20 protein-coding genes and 1 riboswitch are annotated in these 16945 nt (G+C 74.4%); of the genes, 10 read left to right on the plus strand and 10 right to left on the minus strand.

Annotated elements, in window-relative coordinates; translation table 11 throughout:
* The first annotated feature begins 163 nt into the window (after positions 1–163).
* Complete coding sequence (locus ACWCYY_RS19645; protein ID WP_449796780.1) at positions 164–1270, plus strand: polyprenyl synthetase family protein; 1107 nt, start codon at positions 164–166, stop codon at positions 1268–1270.
* Between the two features lie 39 nt (positions 1271–1309).
* Here ACWCYY_RS19645 and ACWCYY_RS19650 read toward each other — a convergent pair whose 3' ends face one another.
* The 5 genes from ACWCYY_RS19650 to ACWCYY_RS19670 all read right to left on the minus strand — a co-directional run bounded on the left by ACWCYY_RS19650 (position 1310) and on the right by ACWCYY_RS19670 (position 5597).
* Complete coding sequence (locus tag ACWCYY_RS19650; RefSeq protein ID WP_449796781.1) at positions 1310–2077, minus strand: polysaccharide deacetylase family protein; 768 nt, start codon at positions 2075–2077, stop codon at positions 1310–1312.
* A gap of 167 nt (positions 2078–2244) precedes the next feature.
* Positions 2245–2883, minus strand: coding sequence for a thiamine phosphate synthase (thiE, locus tag ACWCYY_RS19655; protein WP_345279774.1), 639 nt, complete (start codon positions 2881–2883; stop codon positions 2245–2247).
* Positions 2883–3248 (minus strand): Rv2175c family DNA-binding protein, encoded by a 366-nt coding sequence (locus ACWCYY_RS19660; RefSeq protein WP_345279775.1) that lies wholly within the window; start codon positions 3246–3248, stop codon positions 2883–2885. The genes thiE and ACWCYY_RS19660 overlap by 1 nt, the downstream gene beginning before the upstream one ends.
* A gap of 33 nt (positions 3249–3281) precedes the next feature.
* On the minus strand, positions 3282–4463 hold the full coding sequence (locus tag ACWCYY_RS19665) for an NAD(P)/FAD-dependent oxidoreductase (protein ID WP_380150211.1): 1182 nt from the start codon (positions 4461–4463) through the stop codon (positions 3282–3284).
* Positions 4464–4604: 141 nt separating this feature from the next.
* Entirely contained in the window at positions 4605–5597 is a 993-nt protein-coding gene (locus tag ACWCYY_RS19670) for a zinc-dependent alcohol dehydrogenase family protein (protein ID WP_449796782.1), read from the minus strand.
* Between the two features lie 143 nt (positions 5598–5740).
* Between ACWCYY_RS19670 and ACWCYY_RS19675 the strand changes: the two genes are divergently transcribed.
* The 6 genes from ACWCYY_RS19675 to ACWCYY_RS19700 all read left to right on the plus strand — a co-directional run bounded on the left by ACWCYY_RS19675 (position 5741) and on the right by ACWCYY_RS19700 (position 9707).
* The gene (locus ACWCYY_RS19675; protein ID WP_345279778.1) at positions 5741–6049 is read left to right on the plus strand and encodes an ArsR/SmtB family transcription factor; all 309 of its coding nucleotides are present in this window, start codon (positions 5741–5743) and stop codon (positions 6047–6049) included.
* Between the two features lie 69 nt (positions 6050–6118).
* Positions 6119–6231: riboswitch (TPP riboswitch) on the plus strand.
* Positions 6225–7376 (plus strand): glycine oxidase ThiO, encoded by a 1152-nt coding sequence (gene thiO / locus ACWCYY_RS19680; RefSeq protein ID WP_449796783.1) that lies wholly within the window; start codon positions 6225–6227, stop codon positions 7374–7376. Its footprint overlaps the riboswitch before it by 7 nt.
* Positions 7373–7591, plus strand: a complete 219-nt coding sequence (gene thiS / locus ACWCYY_RS19685; protein ID WP_345279780.1) for a sulfur carrier protein ThiS — start codon at positions 7373–7375, stop codon at positions 7589–7591. The genes thiO and thiS overlap by 4 nt, the downstream gene beginning before the upstream one ends.
* A 2-nt stretch (positions 7592–7593) precedes the next feature.
* Complete coding sequence (locus ACWCYY_RS19690) at positions 7594–8391, plus strand: thiazole synthase (RefSeq protein ID WP_345279781.1); 798 nt, start codon at positions 7594–7596, stop codon at positions 8389–8391.
* A 79-nt stretch (positions 8392–8470) separates the two neighbouring features.
* On the plus strand, positions 8471–8926 hold the full coding sequence (locus ACWCYY_RS19695) for a hypothetical protein (RefSeq protein ID WP_345279782.1): 456 nt from the start codon (positions 8471–8473) through the stop codon (positions 8924–8926).
* 10 nt (positions 8927–8936) lie between these two features.
* Complete coding sequence (locus ACWCYY_RS19700) at positions 8937–9707, plus strand: endonuclease/exonuclease/phosphatase family protein (RefSeq protein WP_345279783.1); 771 nt, start codon at positions 8937–8939, stop codon at positions 9705–9707.
* Here the strand turns inward: ACWCYY_RS19700 and ACWCYY_RS19705 are convergent.
* The 3 genes from ACWCYY_RS19705 to ACWCYY_RS19715 form a co-directional block, all read right to left on the minus strand.
* Entirely contained in the window at positions 9697–9924 is a 228-nt protein-coding gene (locus ACWCYY_RS19705; protein ID WP_345279784.1) for a hypothetical protein, read from the minus strand. The genes ACWCYY_RS19700 and ACWCYY_RS19705 overlap by 11 nt on opposite strands.
* Before the next feature lie 65 nt (positions 9925–9989).
* On the minus strand, positions 9990–10586 hold the full coding sequence (locus ACWCYY_RS19710) for a hypothetical protein (protein ID WP_345279785.1): 597 nt from the start codon (positions 10584–10586) through the stop codon (positions 9990–9992).
* Positions 10587–10602: 16 nt separating this feature from the next.
* Complete coding sequence (locus ACWCYY_RS19715; RefSeq protein ID WP_345279786.1) at positions 10603–11403, minus strand: alpha/beta hydrolase; 801 nt, start codon at positions 11401–11403, stop codon at positions 10603–10605.
* A gap of 169 nt (positions 11404–11572) precedes the next feature.
* Here ACWCYY_RS19715 and ACWCYY_RS19720 point away from each other — a divergent pair, with 169 nt between their 5' ends.
* Both ACWCYY_RS19720 and macS read left to right on the plus strand, forming a co-directional pair.
* Positions 11573–12388, plus strand: a complete 816-nt coding sequence (locus tag ACWCYY_RS19720) for a lysophospholipid acyltransferase family protein (protein ID WP_345279787.1) — start codon at positions 11573–11575, stop codon at positions 12386–12388.
* A 19-nt stretch (positions 12389–12407) separates the two neighbouring features.
* Complete coding sequence (macS, locus tag ACWCYY_RS19725) at positions 12408–13559, plus strand: MacS family sensor histidine kinase (RefSeq protein WP_345279788.1); 1152 nt, start codon at positions 12408–12410, stop codon at positions 13557–13559.
* A gap of 7 nt (positions 13560–13566) precedes the next feature.
* On the opposite strand, the gene ACWCYY_RS19730 is transcribed toward macS, so the two are convergent.
* A complete protein-coding gene (locus tag ACWCYY_RS19730) occupies positions 13567–13950 on the minus strand; it encodes a hypothetical protein (RefSeq protein ID WP_345279790.1) in 384 nt (127 codons plus the stop codon).
* Between the two features lie 85 nt (positions 13951–14035).
* On the opposite strand from ACWCYY_RS19730, the gene ACWCYY_RS19735 reads away from it, so the two are divergent.
* The gene (locus tag ACWCYY_RS19735) at positions 14036–14698 is read left to right on the plus strand and encodes a response regulator transcription factor (protein ID WP_345279792.1); all 663 of its coding nucleotides are present in this window, start codon (positions 14036–14038) and stop codon (positions 14696–14698) included.
* A gap of 30 nt (positions 14699–14728) precedes the next feature.
* On the opposite strand, the gene ACWCYY_RS19740 is transcribed toward ACWCYY_RS19735, so the two are convergent.
* Positions 14729–16666, minus strand: coding sequence for an anthranilate synthase family protein (locus ACWCYY_RS19740; RefSeq protein ID WP_449796784.1), 1938 nt, complete (start codon positions 16664–16666; stop codon positions 14729–14731).
* Positions 16667–16945 lie beyond the last annotated feature (279 nt).

Below are 16945 nucleotides of genomic sequence, written 5' to 3' on the forward strand. Positions count from 1 at the left end.
ACGCGCTTCATCCGCCCGGTGGACGGGTCGTCCGGCCGTTCGACGGCGGCTCCGAGCACGGGTTCGAGGGGTGCCGCGCGCACGTTCGGCGGACGGGCCCGGCACGGCTGCCGACGGCCGCCCGGTTAGGCTGATCGTCAACCGAGTGATCCGGAGTTCCATCGTGCCCACGCCCACCGCCCGGCCGGTCAGCCCCCTGGAGACCGAGTCCGTCCGCGAGCGAGTCAACGCGGCGCTCGCGGTCTTCATGACCGAGCAGGCCGAGCTGCTCGGCACCGTCTCGGCCCAGCTGGGCCCGGTCGCCGACGCACTGCGGGAGTTCCTGCTGGACGGCGGCAAGCGGCTGCGCCCGGCGTTCTGCTACTGGGGCTGGCGCGGGGCCGGCGGCGCGGCGGAGGGCGAGGCGATCGCCCGGGCGGCGGCGGCGCTGGAGCTGCTCCAGGCGAGTGCCCTGGTGCACGACGACCTGATGGACCGCAGCGACACCCGGCGCGGCCTGCCCTCGATCCACCGGCGCTTCGAGGCGCTGCACCGGGCCAGCGGCTGGCGCGGGGACCGGGAGCAGTACGGGGCCTCGGCGGCGGTGCTGCTCGGCGACCTGCTGCTGATCTGGTGCGACGAGCTCTTCCTGCGCTCCGGCCTGCCGGCCGAGCGGGTGCTGGCGGCCAAGCCCGCCTTCGACCTGATGCGCACCGAGGTGATGGTCGGCCAGTACCTGGACGTGCTGGAGCCGGTGGCCGGGGACTCCGCCGACGAGCAGGCGCTGGAGCGCGCGCAGACGGTGCTGCACTACAAGTCGGCGAAGTACACCATCGAGCGGCCGCTCCAGGTCGGCGCGCTGCTGGCCGGGGCCGGGCCCGAACTGGTCTCCGCCTACTCGGACTTCGGGCTGCCGCTGGGCGAGGCCTTCCAACTCCGGGATGACCTGCTCGGGGTCTTCGGCGATCCCGCGGTCACCGGCAAGCCGGCCGGGGACGACCTGCGCGAGGGCAAGCGGACCCTGCTGGTCGCGCACGCGATGCGCGGCCTCTCCTCCGCCGACGCCCGGCACCTGGACGAGCGGCTCGGCGCCCCGGACCTGACGGCCGAGGAGGTCCCGGTGCTGCGCGGCCTGGTGGAGCGCAGCGGAGCGGCCGAACTGGTGGAGCACCGGATCGACGAGCTGATGGCCCAGTCGCTGGCCGCCCTGGACGCGGCCCCGCTGGCGGCCGGGCCGGCCCGTGCGGTGCTGCTCGCGCTGGCCGAGGCGGCCACCGTCCGCAAGTACTGACGGGCCGTCGGGCCGGCCCGGAGACGGCGCCCGGCCCGCTCAGCGCTGCGGGTAGCTGTACGTGTAGCCCTGCTGCTCGAACCAGGGCAGCAGCTTCTCCAGCGCCTGGTAGGTCTGCGAGCGGTCGCCGCCGCCGTCGTGGAAGAGCACGGTCGGGCCGGTGCCCTTGGCCAGGCCGTTCTGGACGGCGGTGACGATGGCGTCCACGCCGGGGCGCTTCCAGTCGTCCGGGTCGACGTTCCAGCCGAGCGGCCGCATGCCGTGCTCGGCGGCGATCTTGCGGCTCTCGGGGGTGAAGGCGCCGCCCGGGGCGCGGTAGTACTCGACCTTGGCGCCGTCCCCGGCGGCCTGCTCGATCATCCGCTGGGCGTCCAGGATCTCGCTCTCCTGGTAGGCGACGGGCTTCTTGTCCATCGTGGTGTCGTGGTGCACCGAGTGGTCGCAGAGCCGGTACCCGGCCGCCGCCACCTGCTTGACCACCTCGGGGTGGGCCTTGGCGTTGGGGCCGACCATGCAGAAGACGGCCTTGGCGTGGTGCTCCTGGAGCAGGCCGAGGATCTTCGGGGTCCAGACCGGGTCGGGGCCGTCGTCGATGGTGAGGTTGACGGTCTTCCCCTGGTCCTCGGAGGCGTGCACGATCGACTGGTCCACCGTCGCCACCGGGCTCGCCGACGGGCTCGGAGCGGCCTTGGGCTCGCCCTTGCTGCCGAGCGCCTGGTCGGCGACCACACCGGTGACCACCACCAGGGCGGCGGCGACCGCCGTCGCCGCCGCGGTCCGTATGCCACGCCCGCCCGTACCCGTCATCGTCACGCTCCCCTTGCCACCGTTCCGTTCGTCTACGGTGACAAATACGCACAAAGAACACCAGCGGTTCCGGCACTCCCGAACTGCCGCGTGCGTCACACCCGTTCACGCACGCGACCGGCCGCCCGCAGCGGACTGCGGACGGCCGGTCGTGGGTGTCGCAGGGGCTACTGCCGGACGCGGCGGGCCAGTTCGGCCGCCGCGGCGCCCGGGTCCTCGGCCGCGGTGATGGCGCGCACCACCACGATCCGGGTGGCCCCGGCCTCCAGCACCTGGTCCAGGTTGGACAGGTCGATGCCGCCGATGGCGAACCACGGACGGTCCGTCACCGCCTTGGCGGCGTACGAGACCAGGCCCAGGCCGGGGGCGTACCGGCCGGGCTTGGTCGGGGTCGGCCAGACCGGGCCGGTGCAGAAGTAGTCCACCCCGGGCTCGGCGATCGCCGCGTCCACCTCGGACTCGGCGTGGCAGGAGCGGCCGAAGAGCACGTCCTCGCCGAGGATCGCCCGGGCGGCCGGCACGGGCAGGTCGTCCTGGCCCAGGTGCAGCACGTCCGGGCGGGCGGCGTGCGCGACGTCGGCCCGGTCGTTCACCGCGAACAGCTTGCCGTGGCGGCGGGCGGCGTCGGCGAAGACCTCCAGGAACTCGAGCTCCTGCTTCGCCTCCAGCCCCTTGTCCCGCAGCTGCACGATGTCCACGCCGTTGGCCAGCACCGCGTCGAGGAACTCCGGGAGGTCCCCCTGCTCGCGGCGGGCGTCCGTGCACAGGTAGAGCCGCGCGTCGGCCAGCTGCTGACGGCGGTCCATCAGATCAGCTCCGCCTGGGCGCGGCGCTTGACCTCGGTGCCGCGGTTCTCGACCAGGGCCTCGATCGGGCTGCCCGGCAGCGAGGGCTGCTCGGTGAACAGCCACTCGAGGATCTCCTCGTCGGTGAACTTGGCGTCCCGCAGCAGCGTCAGCGTGCCGGACAGGTGCTTCACCAGACCGTCGTCCACGATGAACGCGGCGGGCACCTGGAGCGACCGGTTCGGGCCGCGGCGCACCGCGATCAGCTTGCCGGACCGCACCATGTCGCGGACCTCGGTGACCTGCACGCCCCAGCGCTCGCTGATGTCGGGCAGGTAGGTCCACTCGCGGACCAGGGATTCGATCTTGGACTCGTTCTCACTCACGGCACCAAGACTGCCACCTCGGGCCCGCGCGCCCTAACCCAGTGCGGCCTTCAGCTGGACGGCCGGGTCGGCGGCCGGTGCCGGGTCCAGCACCGCCCCGCGCTCGATCAGCTTCTTCGCCTGCCCGGTGTCCCGCGGCCGGTCCACCGCGAGCAGCCCGGTCAACCGCCCCGCCGCGTCCAGCCAGAGCACCGTCCAGCCGGCCTCCTCCGGCGAGCCCCGCCACAGCAGCTGGTCCCCCGCGCCGTGCCGGCCGGCGTACTGCACCATCCGGCCGAACTGCTCCGACCAGAAGTACGGCACCGGGTCGTACGGCGCGTCCGCCCCCAGCAGCGCGGCGGCCACCGCCCGGCCGGACTGCAGGGCGTGGTCCCAGTGCTGGGTGTTCAGCCGGGCGCCGAGCCGGGCCGAGGGGTAGGAGACGCAGTCCCCCGCCGCCCACACCCCGGGCAGCGAGGTGCGCAGCCGATCGTCCGTCAGGACGGCCCCGCTGCGGTCGAGTTCGACCCCCGTCCCGGCCAGCCAGCCGGTGGCCGGGCGGGCGCCGATGCCCACCACCACCTCGTCGGCGGCCAGTTCGGTGCCGTCCGCGAGCAGCACCGCGCCCGGCTCCACCGCCGCGACGCCCACCCCGCAGCGCAGCTCCACCCCCGCCTCCGCGTACCAACGGGCCATCAGCGCGCCGATCTCCGCGGGCAGCGCCCCCGCCACCGGGGCGGCGGCGGCCTCCACCACCGTCACCTCGCAGCCGAGCTGCCGCGCCACCGTCGCCGTCTCGGCACCGATCCAGCCCGCGCCGACCAGCACCAGGCGCAGGCCCGGGCGCAGACGCTCGCGCAGCGCGTGGGCGTCCTCGACGGTGCGCAGCGTCCGGGCCCCGGGGAGGGTCACCGGCTTGGCGCCGGTGGCCAGCACCAGGGCGTCATAGCCGAGTTCACCCCGGTCGGTGTGCAGCGTGCCGGGGGTGAGGCCGGTGGCCCGGTGGCCGGGGAGCAGCTCCACGCCGGACCAGTCGACGTCCAGGGTGGTCGAGTCGGTCCGGCCGAGCAGCACGTCCTTGGAGAGCGGCGGGCGGTCGTACGGCGCGTGCGGCTCCGCCCCGAGCAGCGTCACCGGCCCGTCCCAGCCCCCGGCCCGCAACGCGAGCGCGCACTGCGCCCCCGCCATGCCGCTCCCGACCACGACCGCCCGCCCACTACCCGTCAGCTCTGCCACACCGGTCACCCTATGGTCACCCCGGGGGCGCGGGGAACTGCGCGCGGGAACGGCACCACGTGCGACTGGCCCGCCTGCCCCGATCTCACGGTGGGCCGCCTTCCGGACTCGCGCAGTTCCTCGCGCCCCTGCGGGGCGCCGCTATGCCTCCACGGTGACGACGATCTTGCCGATGTGGGTGTTGGCCTCCATGTACCGGTGCGCCTCCGCGATGTCCGCCAGGTCGAAGGTGCGGTCCACCACCGGTGCGAGCGAGCCGCTGCGCAGGCCCGCCGTGACGAAGGCGACGCCGCGCCGCAGCCGCTCCGGGTCGGAGGTGACCTCGAAGAGGGTGTAGGTGCGGGTGCTGAGGGCCGGGTACTCGTCGGCGTTGGGCAGCGGGGTGGGCCGCGGGTCGAGCCGGCCGTAGACCACCAGCCGCCCGCCGGGGGCGATGGCCCGGGCGAGGGTGTTCACTCCGGGGCCGGCGACGGGGTCGAAGGCCAGCCGGACGCCCCGGCCGCCGGTGATCTCGGCGACCCGGGCGGGGAGGTCCTCCTCGTCGGTGACGATCACCTGCTCCGCACCGGCGTCCAGCAGGGCCTTGCGCTTGGCCTCGCCCCGGGTGGTGGCGATCGGCACCGCGCCGAGGTGACGGGCCGTCTGGATCGCGGCCAACCCGACGCTGCTGGAGGCGGCGGTGATCAGCACGTGGTCGCCGGGCCGGACCGGGGAGCCCTCCGCCAGGGCGCCGTACGCCGTCAGGTACGCCATCCAGACCGCCGCACCGCTCACCGGGTCGAGGCCCGCCGGAGCGGGCACCAGCGCGTGGGCCGGGACGATCACGCGGTCGCCGTAGGTGCCGTACACGTTCTGCGGGAAGGCCGGGACGACGCCGACCCGGTCGCCCGGGGCGAAGCCGGTGACGTCCGGGCCGAGCTCCTCGACCACGCCGGCCGCCTCGGCCCCGAGGCCGGAGGGGAAGGCCGGCTGCAGGAAGTACCCGCCCGAACGGAACATCACCTCGGCCCGGTTGAGCCCGATCGCCTCCACCCGGATCAGCGCCTCACCGGGCCCGGGGGCGCGGACCTCCACCTGACGCACCGTCAGGACCTCGGGACCGCCGATCTCGTCGAACTGGACGTGTCGTGCCATGGGGTGGCCTCTCCTTCTGCCGGATCCACTGACCGGGACGACCTCACCACGAACTTCGACGCGCGTCAAACTTTGACAGGCATCGAACTTCACCGGCGGCGGCCGTACGATGGGACCTACCCGCCCACCCCCGAGGAGTCACCGTGGTCCGCACCCTGGAGCACCCCGATCCGGCCGACCTGACGCTGCAGCAGGTCCTGGACGCCCTGGTCGACCCGGTCAGGCGGCGGATCGTCACCCAGCTGTCCGAGGCGGCCGACGGCATGAGCTGCGGCACCTTCGACGCCACGGTCTCCCGCTCCACCCTCACCCACCACTTCAACGTCCTGCGCGAGGCCGGCCTGATCCGGCAGACCTACGCGGGCACAACCAAGCTCAACGTGCTGCGCACCGAGGATCTGGAGTCCCGCTTCCCCGGCCTCCTCCCGGCCCTCCTCGCCGCCGAGGCCTGACGCCCGCCGCACGCGCTCTCACTCCGTGAACTCGCCCTTCGGCGGGTGCCCCGGGCGGGGATATGGTGGGGCGGTATCCACGGGAGCCCGGTGCACCGGGCTGAGAGGCGGGCTGAGGCGGCCCGCGACCGTCCGAACCTGATCCGGGTCATTCCGGCGAAGGGAGTGCACGGCTTTGACACGCACCGAGACCGACGTCCTGGTGATCGGCGGCGGCATCATCGGCCTCGCGGTCGCCTGGCGGACCGCCCAGCGCGGGCTCGCCGTCACCGTGGTGGACCCCGAGCCCGGCCGGGGCGCGGCCCAGGTCGCGGCGGGCATGCTGGCCCCCGTCACCGAGCTGCAGTACGGCGAGGAGCCGCTGCTGCGCCTCGGGATGGCGTCCAACGACCGCTACGCGGACTTCGTCGCCGAGCTCACCGACCTCACCGACCTGGAGACCGGCTACCGCCGCACCGGCACCCTCGCGGTGGCGCTCGACTCCGACGACCGGGAGGAGCTGCGCGAGCTGCACGCCTTTCAGCAGCGCCTCGGCCTGGAGTCGCACTGGCTGACCGGCCGGGAGGCCCGCAAGCTCGAACCGATGCTGGCCCCCGGGGTCCGCGGCGGCCTGCACGTGACCGGCGACCACCAGGTGGACGGCCGACGGCTGGCCGCCGCCCTGGTGCTGGCCTGCGAGCGCTCCAACGTCACCCTCACCCGCTCCGCCGCCGTGGAGCTGGTCGTCGCGGACGGGCGGGCCACCGGCGCCCGCCTCAGCTCCGGCGAGGAGGTGGCGGCGGCCCAGGTGGTGCTCGCCGCCGGGCCGCAGAGCCACCGCCTGCCCGGCCTGCCGGACGGCGTGCTGCCGCCGGTGCGGCCGGTGAAGGGGCAGGTGCTGCGCCTGCGGGTGCCCTCCGCGTACGCGCCGTTCCTGTCCCGCAACGTCCGGGCCGTGGTGCGCGGTCAGCACATCTACCTGGTGCCGCGCGCGGACGGCGAGCTGGTGATCGGCGCGACCAGCGAGGAGCAGGGCTACGACACCACCGTCACCGCCGGCGGGGTCTACGAACTGCTGCGCGACGCGCACGAGTTGGTGCCCGGTCTGACCGAGCTCCCGTTGGTGGAGACCGGCGCGGGGCTGCGCCCCGGCTCGCCGGACAACGCCCCGCTGCTCGGCCCGACCGCCCTGCCGGGCCTGGTCGCCGCCACCGGCCACTACCGCAACGGGGTGCTGCTCACCCCGGTCACCGCCGACCTGACCGCCGACTACCTGGCCACCGGCGCGGTGCCCGCGCTGGCCGCCCCCTTCTCCCCCAGCCGCTTCGCCCCGAAGGCCGCCGCATGAACCAGCCGAGCCCGATCCCCCTCACCGTCAACGGCACCCCGCGCGAGGTGCCCGCCGCCACCACCCTGGACACCGTGGTCGGCCAGCTCAGCGCCTCCCCCAGCGGGGTGGCCGCCGCCGTCAACGAGGCCGTGGTGCCGCGCAGTTCGTGGAACGTGACCGTGCTCAGCCCGGGTGACCGGGTGGAGATCCTCACCGCAGTGCAGGGAGGCTGACCATGGCCGACGACCAACTCGTCATCGCCGGAACGGCGTTCGACTCCCGCCTGATCATGGGCACCGGCGGCGCCCCCAGCCTGGAGGTGCTGGAGCAGGCCCTGCTGGCCTCCGGCACCCAGCTGACCACCGTGGCGATGCGCCGGGTCGACCCGGGCACCCAGGGCTCGGTGCTGGACGTGCTGACCCGCAACAACATCCAGGTGCTGCCGAACACGGCCGGCTGCTACACCGCCGGGGAGGCCGTGCTCACCGCCCGGCTGGCCCGCGAGGCGCTCGGCACCGACTGGGTGAAGCTGGAGGTGATCGCCGACGAGCGCACCCTGCTTCCCGACCCGGTCGAACTCCTGGACGCGGCCGAGACCCTGGTGGACGACGGCTTCACCGTGCTGCCCTACACCAACGACGACCCGGTGCTGGCCCGCAAGCTGGAGGACGTCGGCTGCGCGGCCGTGATGCCGCTCGGCTCCCCGATCGGTTCGGGCCTGGGCATCCGCAACCCGCACAACTTCCAGCTGATCGTGGAGAGCGCCGGCGTCCCGGTGATCCTGGACGCGGGCGCGGGCACCGCCTCCGACGTGGCACTGGCGATGGAACTCGGCTGCGCCGCCGTGATGCTGGCCTCCGCCGTCACCCGGGCCCAGCAGCCGGTGCTGATGGCCGAGGCCATGCGGCACGCGGCCGAGGCCGGCCGCCTGGCCCACCGGGCCGGCCGGATCCCGCGCCGCTTCCACGCGGAGGCCTCCTCCGCGATGGCCGGCCGGGCCGACCTGGACACCCGGGAGCGCCCGGCCTTCTGACCGGCACTCCGCCCGGCACCGAGCGTGCGCGGCGGCTCCTATGCTGGCGGAGCCACGTGACGCCGGGACGGGAGCGCCGATGCACCGAGCACTGACGGTCGCCGCCGTGCTGGCGCTCGCCCTGGCGGGCGCCGTCGCGGTGCCGCTGCCCGGCGGCGGCTGCACCGGCGTCTGCTCGGAGACCGTCAACGCCGCGGACCGCCCGCTCACCGCCGGGCGCAACTACTGCGCGGGCGGCCAGTCCACCGGCGACCTGACGCTCCGTCGGCCCGGCTGCGCCTCGGCCGAGTCCGAGCAGCGCTGGGCGACCGTCCCGCCGGGCCGGCAGACCCCGGCGGGACAGGACTGGGACACCCTCCGGGTGGACCCGGGCTGGTGCTACCGGGTCTCCTTCGAGGGGTTCTTCCCGTGGACCGCCGACTTCGCCCGGGACTACGCGGCCGGGGAGGCCGCCCTCTACGTCAAGGTGGGCAACGACTACACGGCGCGCGTCGAGAGTCAGGAGTACGGCCCCTGCGGGGGCTCGTCTCGGTAGCATCGGCCGGGTGAGCCGACCGAACCAGCTGCCTCCGCTGCCGGAGTCCGGGACCGGGGCCGACGGGTCCCGCACGGTCCGGGTGTTGAGCTACAACGTGCGCTCCCTGCGCGACGACCGGGACGCGCTGGTGCGGGTGGTCCGGGCCTGCGCGCCGGACGTGGTCTGCGTCCAGGAGTCACCGCGGTACTGGCGCCCCGAGGGGCAGGCGGCCTGGCTGGCCGCCCGCAGCGGGCTGGTGATCCTCTCCGGCGGCGGCCGGATCGCCGCCGGACCGCTGCTGCTCGGGCGGCTCTCGGTGGACGTGCTGGAGGTCCGGGACCGGCTGCTGCCCAAGACCAGGGGCCTGCACGCGCGCGGCTTCGCCACCGCCCGGGTGCGGATCGGCGGCTCGGCCCCGTTCACCGTGACCAGCTGCCACCTGAGCCTGGACCCGGACGAGCGGCTGCGGCAGTTCGCCCTGCTGCCCGAGCAGTTCGGGCCGGGCGAGGAGGGCTTCGTGGCCGGGGACTTCAACGAGCACCCGGACGGGCCCGGCTGGCGCCGGATGGCCGAGCGCTACCAGGACGGCCACGCCACGGCTCCGTGGGGCGGCACCAACACCTCCGTCCCCTCCGACCCGCACCAGCGGATCGACGCGCTCTTCGCGACTCCGGGCGTGGAGGTACTGGCCTGCGGCGTGCCGCACGGCCTGCCGGGCGTCACCCGGGCCGACCTGGTGGCCGCCACCGACCACCTGCCACTGCTCGCCGCCGTACGGGTGCCCGCCGTCAGAGGTTGAACAGACGGGTGTACGGGGCGCAGACCCGCACGCGCTGCGAGCCGCAGTCGACCAGGACGGCACGGTCGGGGCCGTCCTCCAGGGCGATCACCCGGCCCAGGCCGTACTGGTCGTGCGACACCCGCTCCCCCACCGTGAACTCCTTGGCTTCGGGCTGCGGTTGCGCCTTGAAGGGACTGGTGGGCAGTGCGCGGCGTCCTGCTCCTGATTTCGTCATCTTCGCCAGTATGCGCCCCCGCGCGGCGTTCCGACCCCCACCTTCGATTCCGATGCCGTCACGGCTCAGACCACCGCACCGCCGTGCGGGTCCTCCGGCTCGTCCTCGTCGCGGTCCTTCATCCGGATCACCAGGGTGGCGAAGCCGCCCAGGAAGGCGCTGACGCCCACCCAGGCCGGCCAGCCGGAGACCTCGCGCCAGACCAGCACGTCGAACAGGAGCAGCGCCGGCCCGCCGAGCACCGCGAGCCAGGCGAACCGGGCGGTGGTGTCCAGGGAGGGCAGCGGCGGCGGCTCCGGCGGCACGAAGTGGCCCTCGTCCGGGTCCTCCGCGGCCACGTAGTCGCGGGGGCCGGGCGCCTCCGGGCGGCGGCGCGGCTGCGGGGCGAACTCGTCCAGCCCGTCGGCGCCGCCGGGCAGGTCCTGCCGGGCCTCGCGGGCCTTGGTCTCCTTGGCCCGGACGTTCTCGATCTCGGGCCAGTCCGGGTCGGTCAGGTCGACCGGATCGTCGAACTGGGCCACCAGTGCCGCGAAGATCGCGTCCTGCTCGGCCTGGCTGCCGCCGAGCGGACGGCGCGCGGGCACGTCGGACCCGCCCGACGGCTCGGGCTTCGCCTTGCCGTCCAGGGGCAGTTCCTCGTCGTCGCCCGCGGTGTTGTTCATCTGCACTGCCGGCCCTTCAGCCCAGGTGGTCCTCGGCACTCACGTCCACGCCACGCGCCTCCACGACGGCGGCCGGGGTCAGCCGCCGGACGAAGTCGAGGCTCGACTCGACGATCAGTCCGGCGTCGTGGTCCAGCGTGGCCACGTGGTAGCTGCGCTCGCAGAGCAGCTCGGTCACATCGGTCGAGGATATCCGGGCCAGCACCAACTCGGAGTTGGCCGGGGAGACCACGTGGTCCTGCGGACTGTGCAGCAGCAGCACCGGCTGGCGGACGTCCGGCAGCTCCGCCTGCACCGTCCTCCAGAGCCGGGCCAGTGACCAGGCCGCGTGCAACGGCGTCCGGTCGTAACCGAGTTCGTGCACACCCGGCTTGGCGATGTCGTCGGCCACCCCCGGCAGGCTGGGCACCAGGTGGCGGACCACCGGCAACAACACACTTGCGGGGTTGTCGGAACGCACGGACGGGTTGACGAGCACCAGACCGGCCAGCGCCGAACCGTGCCGGGCGGCCAGCCGCAGGGCCAGCGCACCGCCCATCGAGAGCGCGCAGACGAAGACCCGCTCGCAGGTCTCCGACAGCTCCCGGAAGGCCCGGTCCACCTCGGCGTACCAGTCCTCCCAGCGCGTCACCTGCATGTCCTGCCAGCGGGTGCCGTGGCCGGGGAGCAGCGGGAGCGAGACGGTGTACCCGGCGGCGGCGAACTCCTCGGCCCAGGGCCGCATCGACTGCGGCGAGCCGGTGAAGCCGTGCACGAACAGCACTCCGACCGGCCCGCCCTCCCGGTGGAACGGTTCGGCACCGGGCATCAGCGGCATCGGCGGGCTCCTCGGCGAGTCGGGCGGGCCACGAGCTTCGGGCGGCCGCACCAGGGAACTGACGCTCGAATCGTCCCACGCTGGGACACGGCTCGTACAGACCCGCCGGTGCGTACCGGACCGGCCGGAAGCATTAGGATCGTGCGGTCCGCACTCCAGGAGGCCCCGGTTGTTCTACCGACTGATGAAGATGATCGTCGCACCGCTGCTGCGGATCTTCTTCCGGCCCTGGATCGAGGGTGCCGAGAACATCCCCGAGGACGGCCCGGCGATCATCGCCAGCAACCACCTCTCCTTCTCGGACTCGTTCTTCCTCCCCGCCCTGATGAAGCGTCGGGTGACCTTCATCGCCAAGGCGGAGTACTTCAACACCCCCGGCCTCAAGGGCAAGCTGACCGCCGCGTTCTTCAAGGGCGTCGGCCAGCTCCCGGTGGACCGCTCGGGCGTGCGCGGCGCGGGTGAGGCCGCGATCCGCAGCGCCATCGCGGTGATCGAGAGCGGCGAGCTGTTCGGGGTCTACCCCGAGGGCACCCGCTCCCCCGACGGCAAGCTCTACCGCGGCAAGGTCGGCGGCCTGGCCCGCGTCGCGCTGGCCACCGGCGCCCCGGTGATCCCGGTCGCGATGATCGACACCGAGAAGGTGCAGCCGCCCGGCCAGGTCAAGCCCAACTTCGGCATCCGCCCCGGCATCCGGATCGGCCGCCCGCTCGACTTCTCCCGCTACCACGGCATGGAGAACGACCGCTTCATCCTGCGCTCGGTCACCGACGAGGTGATGTACGAGATCATGCGCCTGTCCGGCCAGGAGTACGTGGACATCTACGCGACCGCCGCCAAGCGGCAGATCGCCGAGGACAAGAAGCGCGCCGACTCCGAGCGCAAGGCCGAGCAGAAGGCCGTCAAGGCGCAGCAGGAGGCGGAGAAGAAGGCCGCCGCCGAGCTGGCCGCCGCCGAGGCCGCCGAGAAGGACGAGAAGCCCGAGTAGTCGGGGCCCGGGGGGTCTGATGGACGTTCAACGACCGGGCTGGGGCGGGCCCCTGGGGGCCGGCGGGATGTCGGTGGAGATGCCGCTCTGGCGCGCCATCTCCACCTTCCGGGTGCTCGCGCTCGCCTACGCGGTGCTCCGGTTCTTCGGCTCCTACCTGGACTTCCTGCACCCCGTCTCCGGCTGGATCTACCTCGGCGCGCTCACCCTCTGGACGCTCGCCTCCACCCGGGCCTTCGCCGGGCCGCAGCGCTGCACCTGGTACGTGCTCGCCACCGACATGGCGTTCGCCGTGACCGGCATCGTGATGAGCGGCATCATCGACAAGCCGGAGCGGATCACCGCCGGGGCGCCCACCCTGCCCACCATCTGGGCGGCCGGCACCGTGCTCGGCTTCGCCGGCAAGGGCGGCTGGCGCTGGGCCGCGTTCGCGGGGGCGGTCATCGGGATCGCCAACATCGCCGGGCACGGCGGCGTCACCCCCGACAACCTGCACAACATCGTGCTGCTGATGGTCGCCGGCTGCGCCATCGGCTACGTCATCGAGATCGCCCGGGCCGGCGAGAGCGCCCTCACCCGGGCGCTCCAGGTCGAGGCCGCCACCCGCGAGCGCGAGCGGCTCTCCCGGGACATCCACGACGGCGTCCTCCAGGTGCTGGCGCTGGTCCAGCGGCGGGAGGGCGACGCCGACGAGCTCGGCCGCCTGGCGGGGGAACAGGAACGTGCCCTGCGCGCCCTGATGACGGGCCACCAGCCGGTCGCCTCCTCCACCGAGGAGGAGGACCTCAGCGCCCTGCTGGCCCGCTACGCCGACGACCGCGTCACCCTCTCCGCGCCCGCCACCCCCGTGCTGCTCCCCGCCCCGGCCGCCGCCGAGCTCACCGCCGCGGTCGGCGCCGCCGTCGACAACGTCCGCCGCCACGCCGGCCCCGCCGCCCGCGCCTGGATCCTGGTCGAGGACGAACCCGCGGCCGTCACCGTCTCCATCCGCGACGACGGCCCCGGCTACGCCCCCGAGCGGCTCGGCGAGGCCGAGGCCGCCGGACGCCTCGGCGTCTCCCAGTCCATCCGGGGCCGCCTCCTCGACCTGGGCGGCACCGCCGACCTCTACTCCGCCCCGGGCGAGGGCGTCGAGGTCGAGCTCCGCGTCCCCCGCCAGCCGCGCGGCTGACGCCGCGTCACCACACGTTCCCGTAGCAGTCGTCGCTCGGCAGCGGGCCCGAGGCCAGCACGGCGAGGTACAGCGGCACCGTCAGCAGGGCCAGTGCCACCGGGGTCCACCAGGGCACCCGCCGGCGCCGCAGGCCCCGGACGGCCGGCCCGCCGGCCAGGACCAGCCAGAACAGGCCGGAGATCACCAGCCACGGGGCCTCCGTGCCGCCGAAGCAGGTGAGGGGGAGGACCAGCGCGCCGCACAGCACGGAGACCACCGCGGCCAGCGGCACCGTGAGCACCAGCCACCCGGCGACGCCGGCCCACGACCGCCCGCCGCCCCGGCCGGCGTCCCGGCCCCACCCGGCGGCCCCGTCGCCGTCCCGTCCGTCCGTTCCGAGCTCGCTCATGCCCGGGGGACGCCGGACCGGGGCGGGGCGGTTGCTAACCTCCCCGGGAACGTACGAGCACCTGCACACCCCGAGGAGCCCCCTGATGGACGCTCAGGTCCGCGTCATGGTCGTCGACGACCACCCGATGTGGCGGGAGGCGGTGTCGCGGGACCTCGCGGAGGCCGGGTTCGACGTGGTGGCGACGGCCGGGGACGGCGAGGAGGCGGTCCGGCGGGCGCGGGCGAGCCTGCCGCAGGTGGTGGTGCTGGACCTGAACCTGCCGACGCTGCCCGGGGTGGCGGTCTGCCGGCAGGTCGTCACCCAGGACCCGACCGTCCGGGTCCTGGTGCTCTCCGCCAGCGGCGAGCACGCGGACGTGCTGGAGGCGGTGAAGTCGGGTGCCACCGGGTACCTCGTCAAGTCCGCGCACCGGGACGAGCTGATCGACGCCGTCCGCCGCACCGCCCAGGGCGACCCGGTCTTCACCCCGGGCCTGGCCGGTCTGGTGCTCGGCGAGTTCCGCCGCCTCGCCACCGAACCGGCCGCGCCCGCCTCCCCCGCCGCGCCGCAGCTGACCGCGCGCGAGACCGAGGTGCTCCGCCTGGTCGCCAAGGGCCTGTCGTACCGTCAGATCGCCGACCGCCTGGTGCTCTCCCACCGCACGGTGCAGAACCACGTCCAGAACACCCTCGGCAAGCTCCAGCTCCACAACCGCGTGGAGCTGGTGCGCTACGCCATCGAGCAGGGCCTGGACGACACCCTCTGACCGCCCCCGGCCGGCCCCTCGGCCGGCCCCTCAGACCGCGACCGCCGCCCGCAGCAGCTCGGCGACCAGCGAGACGCCGTCCCGGGTGAGCACCGACTCCGGGTGGAACTGGAGCGTGGCGAAGCCCGGCCCGCGCAGCGCGACGACGTCCTCGGAGTCGTCCGCCCGGGCCACCTCGACGCCCTCGGCGGCCAGCCGGGCCGCGTCGGCGTCGGTGCAGCGGGCGGTGAAGGTGTTGTAGAAGCCGACGGTGTGCCGGGTGCCGAACAGGTCCACGCCCTCCTGGGCGCCCTGGTACGGAACGTCCTTGCGGGCCAGCGGCAGGCCGAACTCCGCGCTGACCAGCTGGTGGCTGAGGCAGACGGCGAGCAGCGGGGCCGTCCGGGCACCGGAGCGCGCGGCGGCCAGCGCGTCCGCGACGATCGGCCGCAGCACCGCCATCTTGGCGTCGGCGGGGTCGGCCGGGTCGCCCGGACCGGGGCCGAGCACCAGCGGGCCCTGATGGGCCGTCAGCAGTCCGCGCAGGCCGGGGGTGTCGTAGCGCAGCACCCGCACCCGGTGGCCGAGCGAGCGGAGCAGGTGGGCCAGCATCGAGGTGAAGGTGTCCTCGCCGTCGACCACCAGGGTCTCGTGCTCGGCCGTGACGACCGCCGGCTGCTGCATCCGCAGCCAGAACGGCGCCAGCTTGGCCCGCCGGGAGTCCAGCGAGGTCTGCACCCGGTGGTCGTCCGCCAGCACCGGCCCGCCCCGGCGGGCGGTGCGCCCGGCCGGCGCCGGCCGGGCCCCGATCGCGGTGAGCACCCCGGCCGCCTTGGCGTGCGTCTCGGCCACCTCGGAGTCCGGGTCGGAGTGGCGCACCAGGGTCGCCCCGGCGCGCACCACCAGGGCGCCGTCGGGGGCGATGTCGACGGTGCGGATGCAGATCGGCGAGTCCAGCTGCTGGCCGCCGCCGGCCGAGCGGCCGATCAGGGCCAGCGCGCCGGAGTAGTAGCCGCGCCCGGTGCGCTCGTAGCGCTTGATCACCCGGGTGGCGTTCTGCACCGGGCTGCCCGTCACGGTGGCGGCGAACATGGTCTCCTTCAGCACCTCCCGGACGTCCAGCGAGGTGCGCCCGCGCAGCTCGTACTCGGTGTGCGCGAGGTGGGCCATCTCCTTGAGCCGGGGGCCGAGCACCTGACCGCCGAGGTCGCCGACGGTGCACATCATCTTGAGCTCCTCGTCGACCACCATGGTGAGCTCCTCCAGCTCCTTGGGGTCGTGCAGGAAGTCCAGCAGCGAGTCGATGTCAGGGCCCCCGGCCGGATAGCGGTAGGTGCCCGAGATCGGGTTCATCACCACCGTGCCGCCGCTCTGCCGGACGTGGACCTCGGGCGAGGCCCCGACCAGGTACCTCTCGCCGGTGTACACCAGGAAGGTCCAGTACGCCCCGCGCTCCTGCTCCAGCAGCCGGCCGAACAGCCCCAGCGGGGTGGCCGGGCCGAACTCGCCGAGGCGGGCCGTGAAGTCACGCCGGATCACGAAGTTGGCGCCCTCGCCGCGGCCGATCTCGTCCGCGATCACCCGCCGGACGATCCCGGCGTACTCCTCGTCCGGGATGTCGAACCCGCCGCCCTCCAGCGCGATCACCGGCTCCGGCAGCGCGGCCAGCACCTCGGCCAGCGGGAAGGCGTACTGCTCCTCGATCCGCAGCGCCTGCAGCGGGGTGCCGTCGTCGTGGGCGTCGAAGCCCCGCTCGCGGATCTGCCGGTACGGCACCAGGGCGAGCAGGTCGTGCCGGGCCCCGCCCTGCGGCGCGCCGTCCGGGACGGGCAGCTCGGCCAGCGTGTCGTACGCGCCGACCGTGCCGACCAGGACCTCGACGGTGTCCACGGCGTGCCGCGGGGTGCGGCGGTGCAGCAGGGCGTGGGCCGGGGCGCCGGGCGCGGCGAGGCGGGCGAGCAGGTCGGTCAGCGAGGTGAGGCTGGTCACGGTGGATCGGTCCTTCCGGAGCGTTCGCGGGTCTGGGTTTTCCGCTTCCGGGAGGCCGTCCTGCTCTCCGATACGCCGACGGCCGCCCCGTGGGGCGGCCGTCTCAAGCGTCTAGGAACGCGCGATCCGTGGGCCACCCGTGGGGTTGGCCCACCACCAGGAGAAGGTGTGCGGCGCGTTCATGGGGCAGAGCCTAGCGGGCCCGCCCGGCGGAGTGAAGCGGGTCACCCGTTTGTCCGCGCGGTGTCTCACCCATCGGGCGGTGGTCACGATTCGGAC

The sequence above is a fragment of the Kitasatospora sp. NPDC001664 genome, from assembly GCF_053596675.1.

Bases quoted from the DNA above. Each gene is read 5' to 3' on its own strand.
- ACWCYY_RS19710 (WP_345279785.1), bottom strand. From the start codon at position 10,586: ATGAACAACACCGCGGGCGACGACGAGGAACTGCCCCTGGACGGCAAG.
- ACWCYY_RS19705 (WP_345279784.1), bottom strand. From the start codon at position 9,924: ATGACGAAATCAGGAGCAGGACGCCGCGCACTGCCCACCAGTCCCTTC.
- thiS (WP_345279780.1), top strand. From the start codon at position 7,373: ATGAACCAGCCGAGCCCGATCCCCCTCACCGTCAACGGCACCCCGCGC.
- ACWCYY_RS19690 (WP_345279781.1), top strand. From the start codon at position 7,594: ATGGCCGACGACCAACTCGTCATCGCCGGAACGGCGTTCGACTCCCGC.
- thiE (WP_345279774.1), bottom strand. From the start codon at position 2,883: ATGGACCGCCGTCAGCAGCTGGCCGACGCGCGGCTCTACCTGTGCACG.
- ACWCYY_RS19670 (WP_449796782.1), bottom strand. From the start codon at position 5,597: ATGGCACGACACGTCCAGTTCGACGAGATCGGCGGTCCCGAGGTCCTG.
- ACWCYY_RS19715 (WP_345279786.1), bottom strand. From the start codon at position 11,403: ATGCCGCTGATGCCCGGTGCCGAACCGTTCCACCGGGAGGGCGGGCCG.
- ACWCYY_RS19730 (WP_345279790.1), bottom strand. From the start codon at position 13,950: ATGAGCGAGCTCGGAACGGACGGACGGGACGGCGACGGGGCCGCCGGG.
- ACWCYY_RS19735 (WP_345279792.1), top strand. From the start codon at position 14,036: ATGGACGCTCAGGTCCGCGTCATGGTCGTCGACGACCACCCGATGTGG.
- ACWCYY_RS19695 (WP_345279782.1), top strand. From the start codon at position 8,471: ATGCACCGAGCACTGACGGTCGCCGCCGTGCTGGCGCTCGCCCTGGCG.
- macS (WP_345279788.1), top strand. From the start codon at position 12,408: ATGGACGTTCAACGACCGGGCTGGGGCGGGCCCCTGGGGGCCGGCGGG.
- ACWCYY_RS19650 (WP_449796781.1), bottom strand. From the start codon at position 2,077: ATGACGGGTACGGGCGGGCGTGGCATACGGACCGCGGCGGCGACGGCG.